The organism is Archangium sp. (genome assembly GCF_045802675.1).
In the GTDB taxonomy this organism is placed as follows: Bacteria; Myxococcota; Myxococcia; order Myxococcales; family Myxococcaceae; genus Archangium.
In genome coordinates this window covers 78,705-97,335 of the sequence record NZ_JBJMQO010000138.1, presented here as the reverse complement: position 1 = coordinate 97,335, position 18,631 = coordinate 78,705, and the positions used below count along the sequence as shown (strand labels likewise).

The following is an 18,631-nucleotide window of genomic DNA, read 5'->3' as shown; positions in this document are numbered from 1 at the left end:
TCGGGGAAGTTCGGACGGATCTTCCCGTCGCTCCAGCCGTTGTTGCCACCCATCGCGGCCCTGGAGGAGCTCGGCCGAGCGATGAAGGACCCCAACCCCGCGGACCCCAAGGGCGATAACGAGGACATCCCCGCGGGCTACACGTACCTGGGCCAGTTCATCGACCACGACATCACCTTCGACACCACCCCCATCCAGGAGGTGCTGGTCGACCCGCTGGCGCTGCACAACTTCCGCACCCCCGCGCTCGACCTGGACTGCGTCTATGGCCGGGGTCCGGGCGACCAGCCCTACCTCTACGAGCTCCCTCCGAACGAGGCGCGCTTCGTGCTCGGACGCACCAACACCACCCCGGGCATCGGCGATCCGAAGGTGAAGACGGCGCTCCCGTTCGACCTGCCGCGCGGCTCGCAGTCGCTGGCCATCATCGGGGACCCGCGCAACGACGAGAACCTCATCGTCGCCCAGTTGCACCTGGCCATGATGCGCTTCCACAACAAGGTCGTCGATGGGCTCAAGGCCGGCACCATCGCACCTCCGCCGTCGGCCACCCAGGCCACGCTGTTCGAGCAGGCGCGCAAGCTCGTCATCTGGCACTACCAGTGGATCGTCCTCAATGACTTCCTACGCCGGGTGGTGGACGAGGACGTGCTCGACGACGTGCTCGAGAAGGGCCGCCAGTTCTACGTCCCCGCGGAGGATGCCTTCATCCCGGTGGAGTTCTCCGTCGCCGCCTACCGCCTGGGGCACAGCATGGTGCGCGAGGCGTATGACTACAACGAGGTCTTCACCTTCAAGAACGGCCCGCGCAAGAAGGTGCCGGCGTCGCTCGCCCTGCTGTTCCGCTTCTCCGGGCGCTCGGGCACGGGCGTGCCCATCCCCAGCGATTGGATCATCGACTGGCGGCGCTTCTTCAAGTTCCAGAACGACGGGGTGACGGCGGGCCTGAGCCGCAAGCTGGACCCGTTCCTCTCGCCGACGCTCTCGGAGATTCCCGACCACGGCGTGACGCCGGGGGTGAACCTGCCCATCGCCAACCTCAAGCGCGGGCGCAGCCTGGGCCTGCCCTCGGGGCAGAACGTGGCGCGGCGCATGCGCCTCGAGCCGCTCTCGCCCAAGGACATCGCCAAGGGGCCGGATGGCGAGGTGGCGGCGAAGCTCAACCTGCACGTCGAGACGCCGCTCTGGTACTACGTCCTCAAGGAGGCCGAGCAGCGCGGCAACAGCAAGCACCTGGGCCCCGTGGGCAGCCGCATCCTCTCCGAGGTCTTCGTGGGCCTGCTGGAGCTGGACTCCAGCTCGTTCCTCGCGAGCAACCCGCAGTGGACGCCCACGCTGCCCGCGTCCAAGCCGGGCGACTTCGACATGACGGACCTGCTCTCCTTCGTGGGAGACCCGTCGCCCATCAACGACTCGAAGAACCTGCTGCCCTGAAGTGAGCGGGCGGTGAAGTGAAGAGCCGTGGAAGAAGACCCTGGCCGGAGGCCCTCGAGCCCCTGGCCGGGGTCGTTTCATGTCCGCGTGAGCGGGGGCACTCCGCACAGCTGCTTTCGTGTGACACGAAGGGCTCGCCCTCCAGAGGAGAGCGAGCCCCGTGGGTGTCGAGCGCTTCGAGCGAGCCGCTCAGGGGTGCACTTCCCGGCGTGGCTCGTACCGCGGCGGCGTCGCGCCGGGCGTCACCCGCCTGCTCCGCCACGGGTAGGTGAAGGCGAGCGCCAGTCCCGCCAGGCCCACCAGGATGTAGAAGACCTGGCCGAGCGGGCTGGCCGCCGAGGGGTGCACGTCGCCGCCGAGCAGGGCCGTCACCAGGTTCCATTTGAAGAAGCCGATGAGCCCCCAGTTGAGCGCGCCGAGGATGACCAGCACGGCGAGCAGCTTGTTGAAGAGGCCGGGATTCAGGTGCGTTCTCGCGTCCATCGCGCTTCCTTTCGGGCAAAAAGTCCGCCCTGATGGAGGCGCCACTTCGCGAATGTGTCGCCGGTCACCGTCGCACCAGGGCGCCCGGCTGCCCGGCCGCCCTCCGCTTCACCCCGGCCCGCGCGGCAGCTCCACGCGGAAGGTGGAGCCCACGCCCAGCTGGCTGCTCACGGTGATGCGGCCGCCCATCGCCTCGATGACCTCCCGGGCAATCCACAGCCCCAGGCCGAAGCCGCCGTAGTGGCGCTCGGACACGGCGCGCTCGAAGCGGCCGAAGACGCGCTCCAGGTGCTCGGGGGCGATGCCGATGCCCTCGTCCCGCACGGTGAGCCGCGCCCACTCTCCCTCGGCCTCCACGGTGAGCTCGATGGGCTTGCCCTGCCCGTACTTCACCGCGTTGGCCACGAGGTTCACCACCACCTGCTCCAGCCTCGGCCGGTCCCAGCTGCCGCACACCGGCGCCGGCGCGTGCAGCGTGAGGCGGGAGCCGGTGCGCGCCAGGTCCTGCTCGAAGTGCTCCACCACCTCGCGCACCAGGGCGGAGAGCTCCAGCGGTTCCGGCCGCGGCACCAGCCGGCCCGCCTCCATCCGCGACACGTCGAGCAGATCATTCACCAGCTGCATCTGCCGCTTCACCTGCCGGTCCACCCCCTCCAGGCCGCGGCGCAGCCGTTGGGGCGAAATGCACTCGGGGCCGCGCGCGAGCGCTCCGAGCAGCCCCTGCACCTGGAGCCGCAGCGCGGTGATGGGGGTGCGCAGCTCGTGGCTGGCGATGGAGAGGAACTCCTCGCGCAGGCGGATGGCGTCGCGGGCCTCGCGGTAGAGGCGGGCGTTGTCGATGGCCAGCGCGGCGTGCCGGGCCAGGTCCTGTGCCAGGGCGAGGTGTTGCGCGTCATAGCCGTGGTGCGAGGAGACGAAGGACAGCGCGCCGATGGTTTGTCCGCGCACCAGCAGGGGCACGCACAGATAGGAGCGCGCCGCCCGCTCGCACGGCAGCGAGGACTCTCCGGGCGGTGGAGGGGCGCGGCCGCTGCAATCCGCGCACAGCTCCGGCTGTCCCGAGCGGATGACGCGCGAGACGGCCGACTCTCCGGGGGCCAGCGGCCCCAGCTCCCGGGGCAGCTCCGGCTGCGGCTCGGCGCGGGCGGTGGCCACGCAGCTCACCGCGCCCCCCTCGCCGAGCAGGTACACGTAGCAGCCATCCGCGTACGTGGGGACGGCCAGGTGCGCCACGCGCTCCAGCGTCACCTCGTGCTCCAGGGAGCTGGCGAGCACGGTGCTGGCCTCGGCGAGGAAGCGCAGGGCGGCCTCGGCGCGCTTGCGCTCGGTGATGTCCGCTTGCACGGTCAGGCACAGCCGCCGCTCTCCGGCCACGCTCACCGCGGTGCCCCACATGGACACGTCGATGAGGGTGCCGTCGCGCCGGTGGCGCCGCGTCTCCAGGCCGAGGATGGACTCGCCGCGGGCCACCCGTTCCAGGTTGTCGCGGAACTCCTCCAGCTTCTCTCCGGGCACGGTGGGGATGAAGCGGCCCATCACCTCGCACGCCTTCCAGCCGAAGATGTGCTCGGCGGCGGGGTTCCACAGGCGCACCGTGCCGTCCAGCTCCATCAGGGTGATGGCGGTGGGCGAGGACTGGACGATGGCCTCCAGCGTGTGGTGGGCCTCGCGCAGCGCCTCGCGGGCACTGCGCTCCTGGGCGAAGAGCCGGGCGCGCTCGAGCGCCTGGGCGGCGTGGTGGGCCAGCAGCGCGAGGAAGACGCGCTCGTCGTCGTCGAAGCGGTGCACCGAGGAGAAGCCGAAGATGAGTACGCCCAGGGCGCGCTCATCCACCACCATGGGCACGCACGCCATGGCGAGCGAGCTCGTGGTGGGCGAGAGCGCACGCACCTGCTGCTCCATGGCGGGGTAGCGGCGGGCGATCTCCTCGCGTGACTCGAGCAGCACCGGCTGCCGGCGCTGGAGGGCGTCGTCCATGGGCATGCCCTGCCCGAGCGTCAGGGGGCTCACGGCCGCGGCCACCTCGGGGGGGAGCCCCACGCAGCGCAACAGCGAGGCCTGGGTGCAGGGCGCGTCCACCAGCCACAGACACCCCAGCCGGGCGCCGATGGCCGCCACCGCCTGGTCGATGACCACCTCGGCCACGCGGGGCGCGGTGAGCACCTGGGAGAGGGCGGCGTTGAGCGTCTGGAGGCGGGCGGTGCGCGCGGCCACGCGCTCGGCGCGGGTGCGGGCGTTCTGGGCGGTTTCGTAGAGCCAGGCGCGCTCGAGGGCCTGGGCGCTCTGCCGGGCCAGGTCCAGCAGCATGCCGCGCTCGTCCGGGCCGAGCGGCCGGGGCGAGTCGAAGCCGAAGGCGATGACGCCCAGGGTGCGCCCGCGCGTGCGCAGCGGCAGGGCGGCCACGGCCCGCGTCACCTCCGGCCCGGCGACGAGGGACTCGGGGAAGGAGGCGGCGCCCGGCCGCGGCGACTCCAGCCACACCGGCTCGCCCGTGCGGTACGCCACGGCGGTGGGGAGGGGCGCGGTGGTGGGGATGCGGCTCCAGCGCGCCAGCTCCCCGGGTGGAATGCCCCGGTGGCTGAGCACCTCGAGCTGCTCGGGCTCGTCCGGGAGCGGGGCGGCGGCGACCGCCCGGTCCGCGCCGAGGGCGGCAATCATCTCCTCGACGATGACGCGGGCCACGTCCGCGGGGGTGAGGGCCTCGCTGAGGGCCTCGGTGACGCGCTGCTGGCGCGCGAGCCGCTCGGCGGCCACCTCCGCCGCGTGCCGGGCCCGGCGCTCGGCCTCGTAGGCGCGCGCCACGTCCAGGGCCAGCCCGGCGCGGTCCGCCAGCTCCTGGAGCAGCAGCTGCTCGGTCCGCTCGAAGGCGGGCGCGTCCGGCTCGCGCAGGAGGGCGAGCGTGCCCAGGGGGCGTTGGCGCACGCGCAGCGGCAGCACCAGCAGGTGCGAGGCGTGGAGGTGCGTCAGGCAGGACGGGGGCACGTGCTCGCCTGGCCGGTGCTGGCGCCGGGCCAGCTCCTCGGGAGTGAGGAGGACGGGCTGGCCGGTGCGCAGCACCGAGGCGTGGGGCTCCTCGTCCACGCGCAGCGGCTCGGTGGCGAGGCACCGCGGCGCGGGGCATGTGTGCGGGTCGGTGTGCGCCGAGGCCGCCGGGTTGAGCCACTGCCCATCCTCGGACAGCAGGCGCACGTGGCAGGTGGTGCCCAGCCGGGGGACGAGCAGCGCGCACAGGCGGTCGAGCACGGTGGGGGGCTCGAGGCCGGCGTCGGCGAGCTGGTGGGACGCGTCGACGAGCAGCGCCAGCCGCTCGGCCTCCGCCTCCCGGGCGTCCTGCGCGCGTCCCTCTCTGGCTCCTGCTCCCACGGGGTCTCCGCCAGTCGCTGTCGCGCGCATGTGAGCACGAAACCGCGACTCACGCAGAATCCATGAGGTTGGGCCTGCGCCTCCCCACCGGCGAAACGATGGATTCCGGACGGAGGGGCCCGCGGGCTCCTCCCTCCGTCCGCGGTCCGCAGGCGCCCGGGGGCGGGCTCTTTGGGACTCAAATATGTTGCTGGCGTGACTGGGAGTACGGAAACGGGCGAGGAAGTCCGGGAAGCCGGGCTTTCGGAGTGACGGGAGGGTGGCAAAGGGCTGTTCCCGGGCCGGGGTTGGGTTAGAGGAGGCGCCCATGAGTGCTTCATCTCCCGCCAACCCCGCCGTTCCGGAAGCCTCGGAGCCCTACAAACGCGTCGCCACGATGGCGCTGGGGGCGCTGGGCATCGTCTACGGGGACATCGGTACCAGCCCGCTGTACGCGCTGCGTGAGTGTTTCACCGGCGAGCACGGCGTGGCGGCCACGCACGAGAACGTGCTCGGGGTGCTGTCGCTCATCTTCTGGGCGCTCATCGTCGTGGTGTCGGTGAAGTACCTGGTGTTCGTGATGAGGGCGGACAACCGGGGCGAGGGAGGGATTCTGGCGCTGATGGCGCTGGCGATGCAGCGCAAGCGGGGCGAGGAGGTGAAGGTGCGCCCGGTGGTGATCACGCTGGGCATCTTCGGGGCGGCGCTCCTGTACGGGGACGGGTTGATTACGCCGGCCATCTCGGTGCTCAGCGCGGTGGAGGGCCTGAGCGTGGCCACGCCCTTCTTCGTGCCGTACATCCAGCCGCTGACCATCATCATCCTGGTGGGGCTGTTCCTGATTCAGCGGCACGGGACGGCGGGGATTGGCGCCATCTTCGGCCCCTTCATGCTGGTGTGGTTCCTCACCCTGGCGGTGCTGGGGGTGAAGGAGATGGTGACGTACCCGGCGGTGGTGTGGGCGCTCTCGCCGATGCAGGCGGTGCGCTTCTTCATGGCCAACCACTGGCACGGCTTCCTGGTGCTGGGCGGGGTGTTCCTGGTGGTGACGGGAGGCGAGGCGCTCTACGCGGACATGGGCCACTTCGGCTGGAGGCCCATCAAGTGGGCGTGGTTCACGGTGGTGCTGCCGGCGCTGATGCTCAACTACATGGGGCAGGGGGCGCTGCTGTTGCGCGACCCGAGCGCGGCGAGCAACCCCTTCTTCAAGATGGCGCCGGAGTGGTCGCTCTATCCGCTGGTGGCGCTGGCCACGGTGGCGACGGTGATTGCCTCGCAGGCGCTCATCTCGGGGGTGTTCTCCATCACGCAGCAGGCGATTCAGCTCGGCTACAGCCCGCGCCTGGAGGTGGTGCACACCTCGGCGGAGGAGCGGGGTCAAATCTACCTGCCGGGCATCAACCTGGTGATGCTGGCGGGCGTCATCGTGCTGGTGCTGGGCTTCAAGTCGTCCACCAACCTGGCGTCGGCGTACGGCATCGCGGTGACGTCGACAATGGGCATTACGACGGGGCTGGCGTACGTGGTGGCGCGCGAGCGGTGGAACGTCTCGAGGGCGGTGGCGCTGCCGATCGCGGGCGTGTTCGCGCTGGTGGACGTGAGCTTCTTCGGGGCCAACGTGGTGAAGATCGCCGCGGGAGGCTGGTTCCCGCTGCTGCTGGCGGTGCTGGTGTTCACGCTGATGACGACGTGGAAGCGGGGCCGGGACATCCTGGCGAGCCGGCTGCGCAGCACCACCATGCCGCTGAAGGACTTGCTGGAGAGCTTCGGCAACCATCCGCCGGTGCGGGTGCCGGGGACGGCCATCTTCATGACGGGCAGCTCCGAGGGCACGCCGCCGGCGCTCCTGCACAACCTCAAGCACAACAAGGTGCTGCACGAGCAGGTGATGCTGCTCACCATCGCCTCCGAGGACGTGCCGCACGTGCAGGCGGACGACCGGGTGGAGGTCATCAAGCTGGAGGAGGGCTTCGTGCGGGTGATTGCCCGCTACGGCTTCATGGAGAACCCCAGCATCCCGGACATCCTCAAGCGGGGGAGGGAGAAGGGGTTGCAGTTCAACCTGATGGGGACGTCGTTCTTCCTCGGGCGCGAGACGCTCATTCCCAGCAAGAGGCCGGGGATGGCGATGTGGCGCGAGGGGCTGTTCGCGTGGATGTCGCGCAACGCGCGCAGCGCGACGGCGTACTTCCGGATTCCGCCCAACCGCGTGGTGGAACTGGGCGCCCAGGTGGAGCTGTAGTCAGCCGGCCTTCCGCACGGACAGGCCGAACATCAAGGGCATGTCGGGGACGCCCTCGCCGGGAGACGCGGGGGCTCGCGGCGGTCTGACGCGGAGGGGCGAGGCTACCTGCTCGCCCGCTCTCGAGCCCTCTCGGACTGTCTCAGCCTGAGAAACGTCCGCAGGTGACAATGCACTCGTCCCACAGGCCGGGATGAACGTCCGCGGTGGACAGGAGCCCGGGTGCGTTCGTCGCGCAGCGGACGCGCGGTGCACTCCCGCTGGACATTGCACCGCTCGCACGCTCCTCGCGCGGGGCACCGCATCACTACTGATTTGCCCTGCGTGGGTGCTGCGTTGCCCACCCTGGGGAAAGTTCATGCGCGATACCCGCACGTCTGCTCGCCTGCTGTCGAGCGCCCGTCCAGGTCTGGGGGTGTGTCTGTCCATTCTGTCCCTCGTCGGTCTCGTGTCCGGCTGCGGGGGCTATTACTCCGAGGACTCCGACGGGCGTTCCCTCGAGGAAAACTCGCCGGTGCTGGAGGCACCGCCGCCGGCCCATCCCGGCGTGCCCACCGGCTCGGAGCCTCCTCCTGGCGTGCCCACCGGCTCCACGCCTCCCGGGACGCCCACGGGCTCCGAGCCTCCTCCCGGCTCCGGCTCCGGTGGCCCCGCGCGCGGCGGCTTCGTCGTCGTGACGGGCGATGACGCCGACGACGTGTGGCACTGCGAGCAGGACCGCTGCGGCGGTCTCTACCCCTCACTCTTCCGCGCCGCGCTCAACCGCTCGCGCTCGGGCGGCAGTGGCATCCTCGCCATCGGCGTCAACGGCGGGCAGGCGCTCAGCTCCTTCGAGAGCTGGAACAGCCCCTCCCACGGCGGCCCCGGCGCGCGCGTCACCCACGTGCGCTCGCTCCAGGACATCTCCCGCGTGGACTTCTCCCGCTTCGCCTTCGTCTACCTGCCCTCGGCCGACAAGCACACCCTGGGCGGCCTCACCGCGCAGCAGATTGCCGAGCTCAACAAGCGCCAGCCGGACCTCGCGCGCTTCGTCAACGACAAGGGCGGCTCGCTCATCGCGCTCACCCAGGCCGAGGTCCCCGGCGGCTGGGGCTTCCTCCCGCTGCCGCTCACCACCGCGGACATCTCCTTCGACGTCGCCGAGCCCACCGCGGAGCTGCGGGAGTTCTCTCCCTCCCTCAGCGCCTTCGAGCTCAGCCACAAGTCCTTCCACAACGTCTTCACCGGGCCCGATGGCTTCTCGGGCCTGCGCGTGCTCGCCTACAACAACGAGGTGTACAACCCGCACTCGGGCAGGCCGGTGATGCTCGGAGGCTCGGCCGTCATCCTCACCGCCGAGAACTGCGCCGACGGCCTCGACAACGACGGCGACGGCGCGGTGGACAGCCAGGACACCGACTGCCAGGTGTGTGGCAACGGCCGCGTCGACCCGGGCGAGCAGTGCGACGACGGCAACGTGCGCGACGGGGATGGGTGCAGCGCCGCGTGCAAGCAGGAGAACCCGTGTGGCAACGGCCGCCTCGACCCGGGCGAGTCCTGTGACGACGGCAACCGGACGGGCGGGGATGGGTGCAGCGCCTCGTGCATCAAGGAGAACCGCGCGCCCGAGGCCTCCTGCCACGACGCCTCCGTGTGCACCGACCCGGGCGTGTGCGCCGCCCACGTCACCGACCTGGCCACCGCCACGGACGCGGATGGGGACGCGCTCTCGTGGAACCTGAATCCGCTCGGGCCCTATGCCCCGGGCGAGTACGGCGTGCACGTCACCGTCTCGGATGGCCAGGCGCAGAACGCGTGCTGGTCCCGCGTGAAGGTGCGCGACTGCGAGGCTCCGTCGCTCGCGTGCCCCGCCGACCTGCGCGTGGAGTGCTCCGGCCAGGGCCGCGCGCTCGTCTCGCCGCCCGAGGCCTCCGCCACCGACAACTGCGGCCCCGCCACCGTGACGCGGCCCGAGCCCGTGGTGCTGCCGCTCGGCTCGCACACGCTCGAGTACGCGGCGGTGGATGGCTCCGGCAACACCCGCACCTGCGCGCCCACCGTCACCGTGGTGGACACCGTGGCGCCCGCTGTCGTTTGCCCCGAGCCCATCGTCACCGAGTGCACCGGCCGCGCCTCCGCCTATGTGCTGCCGGGCCTCGCCACGGCCTCGGACTCGTGCACCCCGGCCCAACTCTCCGGCCCCGTGGCGGACTTCTACCCGCTCGGCTCCAACACCGTGCGCTACACCGCGCGGGACGCCTCGGGCAACGAGTCCTCGTGCGCCACCACCATCGAGGTGGTGGACCAGACGCCTCCCGAGGTGACGCTGGCCCCGCCCGCGCCCCTGTGGCCCGCGGACGCGCTCTACCGCACCCTCCGCCTCGAGGACTGCATCGTGGTGCACGACGCTTGCGGCGGCGGCCTCACCCAGACGGGCGCCACCGCCTCCATCTCCTGCGTCTCCTCCGACGAGCCGCGGAGCGGCGCCGAGCCGGACATCGTCTTCGTGGACGCCACCACCGTGAAGGTCCGCGCGGACCGCTCGGCCAGTGGGGATGGGCGCCAGTACACGCTGCACTTCGAGGTGCGCGACGCCGCGGGCAACGTCACCCAGGGCCTGTGCCCGGTGGGCGTGCCGCTGGCCAGGCCGGGGACGCCCGTGCGCGACAGCGGCGAGAAGTGGCGCTCGTGCCTCCCCGAGGACAGTGCGCTGCCGTGGAAGCCCGTGGCGCTCGCGCCGTAGCTACCCGTCGAGCAGCACCGGCGAGAAGCCCGCCGCGTCGCACGAGGCCAGCACGTAGCGGATTCCGGCCCGCTCCCCCGTGAAGCCGGCCGGGATTCCTCCCGCGTGCAGGTGCCCGTACACGCACACCTTCGGCTTGAACGCCTCGATGGGGCCCAGGAACGACGTGGGCCTCTCGTTCGCGTACATGGGCGGGAAGTGCACCGCCACCACGCGCGTGAGCGGCCCGGCGCTCTCCTTCTCCTTCTTCTCCGCGTCCGCGATGGACGTCTCCAGCCGCCGCGTCTCGCGCTCCACGTAGCCCGCGTCCCCCGACTCGTCGCCCATCTCTCCGCCCGGCATCGGCGGGGCCTCGGGCGCCGTCCACAGCCGCGTCCCGGCAATCACCCACCGCCCGATGACGAAGGCGCTGTTGTGCAGGAAGCCCTCCAGCGTCTTGTACGGCTCGAGCAGCCTGCGCAGCTTCGACGCCGAGTCTCCCCACCAGTAGTCGTGGTTGCCGCGCACCAGCACCTTGCGGCCCGGCCGCTCGTCCAGCCACTTCAGGTCCTCGAGCACCTCCGAGGGCCGCGTGGCCCAGGAGATATCCCCCACCACCAGCACCACGTCCTCGGGACGCACCTTCTCGTCCCAGGCGCGCTGCAGCGGCAGCGGGTGCTCCGCCCAGCCGAAGCGGTGCATGTCCTTGTTGCGCGTGGAGGGCAGATGGGTGTCCCCGATGGCGAAGAGACGCATGCCCCTCTCCTAACCCAGCCCGCTCCCCGCGTCGCCCCCGGCGTGCCCCGCGCCCGCCCGCTCCCGGGGCCTCCCAGGTACCTGATTTCAGACCATTTCCCCGGCCAATATGAAAATCAGGTAACAACGGGCTTTCCTTGTACCTCAGGAAAAGGCATCTTATCCGCGAGTTCCCTACCCCCAAAGAGGGGGCGGAGCCACCGCTTCACCTCTCGTTCCCCCCGCCGAAGGAGTGCTGAATGCACCCGTTCCATAAGCCGATGCTGGCCACGCTGGCCGCCGCCCTCTCGCTGGCCGCGTGCGGTCCGCAGGAGCCCACTGCCCCCACCGCCCCCGCCGCCGTCGAGGACTCGCGCACCCCCGCCCAGCGCGAGGCCGAGCGCACCCCGTACGCGCTGGACGGTGCCTTCGCCCAGGCCGCCGCCGAGTTCAACGTCCCGGCCGACCTGCTCAAGGCCATCTCGTACACCGAGACGCGGTGGGAGAACGTGCAGGGCGCCGAGGAGTTCCCCGGCCTGCCCGCCGCCTACGGTCTGATGGCCCTGCGCGGTGAGCGGCTCGCCGAGGGCGCTCGCCTGGCGGGCGTCTCCGAGGAGGCCGTGCGCACCCAGCCCCAGGCCAACATCCGCGCCGCCGCGGCGCTGCTGTCCGCGTACGCCACCGAGCTGAAGCTGGACCGTGCGGACCTGGGCGCGTGGGCGCCGGCCGCCGCGAAGTACAGCGGCATCGCCAATACCGAGGCGCAGGCCCAGTACGTCCACACCCAGGTGTACGACGTGCTGCGCAAGGGCGCGGTGGCGAGCACCCCGGCGGGCGACCTGGCCGTGTCGCTGATGCCCACCCAGGTGCAGGCGCAGTTCGCCTCGCCCCTCGTGCACTCGATGAGCGCGGACTACACGCCCGCCATCTGGCGTCCCTCGCCCAACTTCAACTCGCGTCCGGCGGGCACGGACATCTCGATGATCGTCATCCACACCTGTGAAGGCAGCTACTCGAGCTGCTGGAGCTGGCTGGTCGACACCGCTTCCGGCGTGAGCGCGCACTACGTGGTGAAGGAGGATGGCGCCGAGATTTCGCAGCTGGTGCTCGAGGCCAACCGCGCCTGGCACGTGGGCGCCACCTACGACTGCAGCCTCAACGGCAGCGTGATGTGCGGCATGAACGGCGTGTCGGTGAACCACTTCGCGGTGGGCATCGAGCACGGCGGTTTCGCCAGCCAGACGACCTTCCCGGCGGGGCAGATCGACGCCTCGGCGAAGCTCTCGTGCGACATCACCAAGAGCCAGGGCATCGTCCGCGACAGCTACCACATCGTGGCGCACGGCCGTCTGCAGCCGGCGACCCGCACGGACCCGGGCCCCAACTGGCCGTGGTCCACGTACATCAGCAAGATCCAGAGCTACTGCGGCACCACCACCGCCGGTAGCATCATCATCGACAGCAACCAGGCCAACAACGACACCTCCAAGGGCTACATCGAGGTGACGGGCGCGAGCTGGGTCTCCTCCACGAACGTGGCGGGCTACTACGGCTCGGGCTACTACGCCTCGCCCACCGCGGCGGTGTCCGAGCCCGCGACGTTCTGGTTCTACCTGCCGGCGGCCGGCACCAAGACGATCGACGCGTGGTGGACCTCGGCCACGGACCGCTCGACCACGGCGCCCTTCATCGTCTGGGATGCCGCGGGCAACAAGCTGGCCACGGTGAACGTGAACCAGCAGCTCAACGGCGGCAAGTGGAACACGCTCGGCACGTGGAGCTTCCCGGCCGGCTGGAACAAGGTGCAGCTGAGCCGCTGGACCACGGCGGGCTACCAGGTCATCGCCGACGCCGTCCAGGTTCGCTGAGGCCGTGAAGTGAGGCCCCGGAGCGGGGAGCGTGGCTCGGCCATCGGCCGGGTCCGCCCTGCTCCGTGGGCCGTAGCACCTCGCGAGGCGTCTTCGTGGCGGGCGACCTGTTGGGTCTCAGCTCTGGCCACTCGAGGACACTCCCCTCGGGAGAGCCACTTTCCCTGGAAAGCAGGCTTCCCTTGCACTCCGGGAAAGGGCATTTTGTCGACTCCTCAATCAACGAGGAGGGTGGAGCCACCGCTTCACCGCTCGTCCCCCCCCCGAAGGAGTGCTGAATGCACCCGTTCCATAAGCCGATGCTGGCCACGCTGGCCGCCGCCCTCTCGCTGGCCGCGTGCGGTCCGCAGGAGCCCACTGCTCCCACCCCCCCCGCCGCCGTCGAGGACTCGCGCACCCCCGCCCAGCGCGAGGCCGAGCGCACCCCGTACGCGCTGGACGGTGCCTTCGCCCAGGCCGCCGCCGAGTTCAACGTCCCGGCCGACCTGCTCAAGGCCATCTCCTACACCGAGACGCGGTGGGAGAACGTGCAGGGCGCCGAGGAGTTCCCCGGCTTGCCCGCCGCCTACGGCCTGATGGCCCTGCGCGGCGAGAAGCTCAGCGCGGGCGCTCACCTGGCGGGCGTCTCCGAGGAGGCCGCTCGCACCCAGCCGCAGGCCAACATCCGCGCCGCCGCGGCGCTGCTGTCCGCGTATGCCGACGAGCTGAAGCTGGACCGCTCGGACCTGGGCGCGTGGGCGCCGGCCGCCGTGAAGTACAGCGGCATCGCCAATACCGAGGCGCAGGCCCAGTACGTCCACACCCAGGTGTACGATGTGCTGCGCAAGGGCGCGGTGGCGAGCACTCCCGCCGGTGACGTGGCCGTGTCGCTGATGCCCACCCAGGTGCAGGCGCAGTTCGCCTCGCCCCTCGTGCACTCGATGAGCTCGGACTACGCCGCCGCCATCTGGCGTCCCTCGCCCAACTACGGCTCGCGCCCGGCGGGCACGGACATCTCGATGATCGTCATCCACACCTGCGAGGGGGCCTACTCGGGCTGCTGGAGCTGGCTGACGAACTCGTCCGCCCAGGCCAGCGCGCACTACGTGGTGAACGAGAGTGGCAGTGAGATCACCCAGCTGGTGCTCGAGACCAACCGCGCCTGGCACGTGGCGGCCAACTACGACTGCAGCCTCAATGGCAGCGTGATGTGCGGCCTCAATGGCGTGTCGGTGAACAACTTCGCGGTGGGCATCGAGCACGGCGGCTTCGCCAGCCAGACCTCGTTCCCGGCGGGGCAGATCGACACCTCGGCGAAGCTCTCGTGCGATATTTCTCGCGACCGCACGGTGGTGCGCGACAGCTACCACATCGTGGCGCACGGCCGCCTGCAGCCCTCCACCCGTACGGACCCGGGCCCCAACTGGCCGTGGTCCTCGTACATCAGCAAGATCAAGTCCTACTGCGGTGATGTGACCAGCACGGGCCTGGTCATCGACAGCGACAACGCCAACAACGACAGCAGCAAGGGCTACATCGAGCTGTCGGCGAACTGGATCTTCAACGACGCGGCGGCGGGCTACTACGGCTCGGGCTACTACTACGCCACCGCCGAGGCCATCTCCGACCCGGCGACGTTCTGGTTCTACCTGCCGGCGGCGGCCACCAAGACGATCGACGCGTGGTGGACCGCGGGCACCAACCGCGCGACGGCGGCGCCCTTCATCGTCTGGGACGCCAACGGCACCAAGCTGGCCACGGTGAACGTGGACCAGACGCTCAACGGCGGGAAGTGGAACACGCTCGGCACGTATAGCTTCCCGGCCGGGTGGAACAAGGTGCAGCTCAGCCGCTGGACCAGCTCGGGCAACACCGTCATCGCCGACGCCGTCCAGGTGCGGTAATGAGGTGACGTGATGACTCGGGACTTCGCGAAGCGGGCGTGGTGGGGTGGGGCGCGGCGGCTGGCCGTGCTCGCCCTGCTCGGGGCCGGATGCAAGGCGGGCATGTGTGGCGGCGGAGCGTCCGGCTCCGGGCCCCTCACCGAGCAGGAGCGGCAGGGGATGCCTGGAGTCATCGCGTTCGTGTCGGAGCGGGGGCCGCAGAAGGACGTGTGGCTGGTGCGGCCCACGGGCGAGGAGTCGCAGCTCACGCGGGCTCCCGAGGACGAGTTCCCCGCCGCGCCGTCTCCGGATGGCGCGGCGCTGGTGGTGGTGGCCTCGGCGGAGGTGGGCGGGCTGCACGTGGAGCAGCTGCGCCTGGTGCCGCTGGAGGGAGGCCCGGTGGTGATGCTGACGGAGCCCCGGGGCCGGGCGCGCAACCCGAGCTGGTCGCCGGACGGCTCGTGGTTCGTGGCCGAGTCGGACGCGCAGGGTTTCAGCGACGTGGTGCGGCAGGCGCCGCGGGCAGGCGCGGAGGTGACGCGGCTGGCCACGGCGCGCGAGGGCAACTTCGAGCCGAGCGTGTCGCCGGACGGGACGCAGGTGGCGTTCGTGTCGAGCCGCGAGGGCGATCCGGAAATCTACGTGATGAAGGCGGATGGGACGGACGTGCGGCGGCTGACGGCCTTCTACAAGGAGGACATGGCGCCGCGCTGGAGCCCGGACGGGAAGTGGATTTCGTTCGTGAGTGACCGGGAGGGGCGCACGCGGGTGTTCGTGGTGAATCCGGACGGGACGGGGATGAAGGCGGTGTCGGGGAGCGCGACGACGGGCGAGGAGCGCGAGCCGGCGTGGAGTCCGGATGGGCGGAAGCTGGCGTTCGTGGCGAGGGGGAAGGGGCCGCAGGACAAGGCGCGCATCTGGGTGGCGGACGTGGTGGCGGGAGGCGAGCCGGTGGCGCTGACGGATGGGAAGAGCACGGATGACCAGCCGGCGTGGAGTCCGGATGGGAAGTACCTGGTGTTTCCGTCGGAGCGCACGGGAGACGTGGAGCTGTTCCTGATGCGAGCGGATGGGAGTGGCCAGACGCAGCTGACGAAGTCGAAGGGAGCGGACTGGCTGCCGCGCTGGTTCGTGCCGAAGGCGCCGCTGCCCGCGGGAGCGACCCGGGCCGAGGGCCACTGAGCCGAGGAAGTCGACCCCGAGCGGATGCGCGCCCGGCGCGAGTAGCCGCTGCAGCTCCACCGGCGCCCGGTTCAGCTCCACCCGGCCCGACTCCCCCCCCGAGCCGTGCCAGGGACGGAGCGGGCTCCCGTCCGCTTCTCCGAGCGGGTGGCCGGGCTCTCGTGGCACTGCTCATGCTCCCAATCCAGGGAGGCGCCCGGGGCTGTGGCCCTCGGGAGGTGGCTCCTGGCCATCCCTCCGGCGGGCCCTGCCTTCCGCCCGTTCCGCTGCCGCCGCCCGGGGGAGCGCGGGCACCGCCCTCGAGAGCAGGCGGGTTGCCCGAACAGGGTGCTGCCCACCCCTCGGGCTTCTGTCGGCCCGGCCTCCCGAGGGCGCGCTACGGAGACACGTTCCCCGGGTACAGCGTGAGGACGAGCCCCAGGCCCGGCGTGGCTCCGGCGTTGCGCGGCAGGTACGCCTGGGTGCCCTCGATGGAGAGGCTGAACGTCTCCGCCGCCGTGCCGGAGTGCACGTAGACGAAGAGGCCGGTGGCGCTGGTGCCGTCCTGGGTGGCGCTCTGGAAGTCCGGAGCGGGGTAGTAGACGCGGCCGGCCAGGTCATCGCGGTCGAGCACCACCCGGGCGCCGGCGACGGGCGCGCCCGCGGCATCCACGACGCGGCCGAGGATGAAGCCGGCATCGCGCAGGGTGCTGGCCCGTTCCCCGCTGTGCGCGCGGATGCTCGCATCGCCGATGGAGCGGGTGAGGGCATCGTGGAAGGCGTTGGGCAACGCCCAGGCCCGGGCATCGATGATGTCGGTGTGCGGCCGGGTGCGGGTGAAGGCGGTGTCGAAGATGATGGTGGAGCTGCGCACGAAGCCCTCCTGCTGGAGGCTCGCGGCGAGGCTCAGGTGGATGTCGCGCACGGGCACTTCGGACACGGAGAACCCGCCATCGGCGCCGATGCCCCCCTGGCCGAGCACGGAGTCCGCGTCGCTCACGCCGACGCGCAGGGGCTCCTCGACGGTGAGGACGACCCCATCGAGCGAGGGCACCGGCTGGCCCTGGGCCTCGAGCAGGCGTGCGGCCTCGGGGAAGACCGCGGCGCGGCCGGAGACGGTGATGGCCAGGTGCTCGAGATCCACCGTCGAGCTGTCACCGCGGTCGACTCCCGGGTCCGGGTCTGAACCGGGACCACAGGCCGTGGGGACGATACCGAGGAGTGCGCAGCAGAGGACGAGACTCGGACGCTTCATGACTGCGCGCGAAGTTCTTCACGCTCCCGCTCATCGGCAATCCACCCCGGGCCCGAGACGTCCCGTGGGCAACGCAACACTCCGCCCCCGAGTGCTCACCGGTGGAAAAAACACCAAGGGCCGCCCCCACCTCCGAGAGGAAGGGAGCGGCCCTCGAGTCACGGCGCACTGTGCGGTCAGGACCTACTTGCGACGGCCCCAGCCATTGCCGTTGCCGCCGCTGTTGCCGTTGCCGCCGCTGTTGCCGCCGCCGCTGTTGCCACCGCCGTTGTTGCCGTTGCCGCCGCTGTTGCCGTTGCCGCCGCTGTTGCCCTGGCCGTTGCCACCGCCATTGCCCCAGCCGCCGCTGTGGCCGCCACCGCTGTTGCCGCCGCCGCTGCTGCCGCCGCCGTTGTTGCTCGGAGGAGGCGGAGGAGGCGTGCCGCCACCGCTGTTGCCGCCGCCGCTGTTGCCGCCGCCGCTGTGGCCACCACCATTGCCCCAGCCGCCGCCGTTGTTGCTCGGAGGAGGCGGAGGAGGCGTGCCGCCACCGCTGTTGCCGCCGCTGCTGCCGCCACCGTTGTTGGTCGGAGGAGGCGGAGGCGTGCCGCCGCCGCTGTTTCCGCCACCGTTGTTGCCCCAGCCGCCGCCGTTGCCGCGCGGAGGACGCCCATCGTCGTCCCGGTCATGGCCGCGGCCGCCGCCGTTGCCATTGCCCCAGCCGCCGCCGTTGCCGTTGCCGTTGCCGTTACCGCCGCCGGGGTTGCCGGGAGGATTGGTGTTCGGGCCGCCGCCCGGGTTGGACGGAGGAGGCGGCGGGTTGCCCCAGCCACCGTTGTTGTTGCCGCCTACCGGAGGCCGCGAGCCGGTGCCCGTGCCCGGGGGCGGGGTGCCCCAGCCGCCGCTGTTGCCGCCGCTCGTCGGGGGCCGGTTGCCGTAGCCCGTTCCCGGGGGAGGCGGAGGCCGGTTGGAGTTGCCCCAGCCGCCGCCGTTGCCACCGGGCACGGGCGTGGCCTCGTGCGAGCCCCAGCCATCATTGGAGGACGGCGGAGGCGGCCGGTAGTTGCTGTAGACGTACACCGAGCGCCCGTTGTCCCAGCGGTACGTGCTGCCCGAGTACGTGTACGGCAAGTAGTCGTGGCTGTGGCGGCCGTGGATGTAGCAGTGATGGCCGTTGTCTACCGGGTGGTAGTCGTAGAACCAGACCACGCGAGGGCCCTGGTAGTAGTAGATGTCCCCCGAGTAGCTGTACGCGTTGACGTCCGAGGGCGCGTAGCCGTGGACGTGGTCGTACTGCTCCATGCACCAGCCGCCGTACGTATCGGGGTGCGGTCCCGAGTAGCGGTACTCGTAGACGGTGGAGGGGGGAGTCGAGGAGTAGTACCCCGGCTGGTGGTAGTGGGCGACACAGCCGGTCCCCATCATCAGGGCGAAGGGGGCTGTGAAGACGAGAAGGCGACGCATGGAGGTTCTCCGGGGCCGGAGGCAAGGCCGGCCCGTCCATTTCATCACGACGACGACATGGAAGCAGACGGGCGGGCGGGAGGAAAATTCAACACCCTGTTTCCG

General features: G+C 71.1%; 11 protein-coding genes. 6 read left to right on the top strand and 5 right to left on the bottom strand.

The genetic code is table 11. The features are described 5' to 3' along the window. Positions 1-81: 81 nt before the first annotated feature. A complete protein-coding gene (locus tag ACJ8AN_RS38680; RefSeq protein ID WP_407760639.1) occupies positions 82-1,434 on the top strand; it encodes a peroxidase family protein in 1,353 nt (450 codons plus the stop codon). Positions 1,435-1,623: 189 nt separating this feature from the next. Here the strand turns inward: ACJ8AN_RS38680 and ACJ8AN_RS38675 are convergent, their stop codons facing one another. Both ACJ8AN_RS38675 and ACJ8AN_RS38670 read right to left on the bottom strand, forming a co-directional pair. Next, on the bottom strand, positions 1,624-1,917 hold the full coding sequence (locus ACJ8AN_RS38675) for a DUF378 domain-containing protein (protein ID WP_407760638.1): 294 nt from the start codon (positions 1,915-1,917) through the stop codon (positions 1,624-1,626). A 108-nt stretch (positions 1,918-2,025) separates the two neighbouring features. Further along, positions 2,026-5,280, bottom strand: a complete 3,255-nt coding sequence (locus ACJ8AN_RS38670) for a GAF domain-containing protein (RefSeq protein WP_407760637.1) — start codon at positions 5,278-5,280, stop codon at positions 2,026-2,028. 307 nt (positions 5,281-5,587) lie between these two features. Here ACJ8AN_RS38670 and ACJ8AN_RS38665 point away from each other — a divergent pair, with 307 nt between their 5' ends. Both ACJ8AN_RS38665 and ACJ8AN_RS38660 read left to right on the top strand, forming a co-directional pair. Then, the gene (locus ACJ8AN_RS38665) at positions 5,588-7,501 is read left to right on the top strand and encodes a potassium transporter Kup (RefSeq protein WP_407760636.1); all 1,914 of its coding nucleotides are present in this window, start codon (positions 5,588-5,590) and stop codon (positions 7,499-7,501) included. 358 nt (positions 7,502-7,859) lie between these two features. Beyond that, positions 7,860-10,223, top strand: a complete 2,364-nt coding sequence (locus tag ACJ8AN_RS38660; RefSeq protein WP_407760635.1) for an HYR domain-containing protein — start codon at positions 7,860-7,862, stop codon at positions 10,221-10,223. Here ACJ8AN_RS38660 and ACJ8AN_RS38655 read toward each other — a convergent pair whose 3' ends face one another. Beyond that, positions 10,224-10,958, bottom strand: coding sequence for a metallophosphoesterase (locus tag ACJ8AN_RS38655; RefSeq protein WP_407760634.1), 735 nt, complete (start codon positions 10,956-10,958; stop codon positions 10,224-10,226). A 239-nt stretch (positions 10,959-11,197) separates the two neighbouring features. Here ACJ8AN_RS38655 and ACJ8AN_RS38650 point away from each other — a divergent pair, with 239 nt between their 5' ends. The 3 genes from ACJ8AN_RS38650 to ACJ8AN_RS38640 all read left to right on the top strand — a co-directional run bounded on the left by ACJ8AN_RS38650 (position 11,198) and on the right by ACJ8AN_RS38640 (position 15,849). Then, positions 11,198-12,805 carry an N-acetylmuramoyl-L-alanine amidase gene (locus ACJ8AN_RS38650; protein ID WP_407760633.1) on the top strand — a complete coding sequence of 536 codons (1,608 nt, stop codon included), beginning with the start codon at positions 11,198-11,200 and terminating at the stop codon, positions 12,803-12,805. 278 nt (positions 12,806-13,083) lie between these two features. Continuing rightward, on the top strand, positions 13,084-14,688 hold the full coding sequence (locus tag ACJ8AN_RS38645; RefSeq protein WP_407760632.1) for an N-acetylmuramoyl-L-alanine amidase: 1,605 nt from the start codon (positions 13,084-13,086) through the stop codon (positions 14,686-14,688). Between the two features lie 12 nt (positions 14,689-14,700). Further along, entirely contained in the window at positions 14,701-15,849 is a 1,149-nt protein-coding gene (locus ACJ8AN_RS38640) for an LpqB family beta-propeller domain-containing protein (RefSeq protein WP_407760631.1), read from the top strand. Between the two features lie 376 nt (positions 15,850-16,225). On the opposite strand, the gene ACJ8AN_RS38635 is transcribed toward ACJ8AN_RS38640, so the two are convergent. Continuing rightward, positions 16,226-17,083 (bottom strand): carboxypeptidase regulatory-like domain-containing protein, encoded by an 858-nt coding sequence (locus ACJ8AN_RS38635; RefSeq protein WP_407760630.1) that lies wholly within the window; start codon positions 17,081-17,083, stop codon positions 16,226-16,228. Between the two features lie 183 nt (positions 17,084-17,266). Beyond that, positions 17,267-18,526 (bottom strand): hypothetical protein, encoded by a 1,260-nt coding sequence (locus ACJ8AN_RS38630; RefSeq protein WP_407760629.1) that lies wholly within the window; start codon positions 18,524-18,526, stop codon positions 17,267-17,269. Positions 18,527-18,631: the final 105 nt, after the last annotated feature.

Coding starts and splice junctions, on each gene's coding strand:
- ACJ8AN_RS38640 (WP_407760631.1), top strand. CDS start 14,701: ATGACTCGGGACTTCGCGAAGCGGGCGTGGTGGGGTGGGGCGCGGCGG.
- ACJ8AN_RS38665 (WP_407760636.1), top strand. CDS start 5,588: ATGAGTGCTTCATCTCCCGCCAACCCCGCCGTTCCGGAAGCCTCGGAG.
- ACJ8AN_RS38630 (WP_407760629.1), bottom strand. CDS start 18,526: ATGCGTCGCCTTCTCGTCTTCACAGCCCCCTTCGCCCTGATGATGGGG.
- ACJ8AN_RS38655 (WP_407760634.1), bottom strand. CDS start 10,958: ATGCGTCTCTTCGCCATCGGGGACACCCATCTGCCCTCCACGCGCAAC.
- ACJ8AN_RS38650 (WP_407760633.1), top strand. CDS start 11,198: ATGCACCCGTTCCATAAGCCGATGCTGGCCACGCTGGCCGCCGCCCTC.
- ACJ8AN_RS38660 (WP_407760635.1), top strand. CDS start 7,860: ATGCGCGATACCCGCACGTCTGCTCGCCTGCTGTCGAGCGCCCGTCCA.
- ACJ8AN_RS38645 (WP_407760632.1), top strand. CDS start 13,084: ATGCACCCGTTCCATAAGCCGATGCTGGCCACGCTGGCCGCCGCCCTC.
- ACJ8AN_RS38675 (WP_407760638.1), bottom strand. CDS start 1,917: ATGGACGCGAGAACGCACCTGAATCCCGGCCTCTTCAACAAGCTGCTC.
- ACJ8AN_RS38635 (WP_407760630.1), bottom strand. CDS start 17,083: ATGAAGCGTCCGAGTCTCGTCCTCTGCTGCGCACTCCTCGGTATCGTC.
- ACJ8AN_RS38680 (WP_407760639.1), top strand. CDS start 82: ATGAAGGACCCCAACCCCGCGGACCCCAAGGGCGATAACGAGGACATC.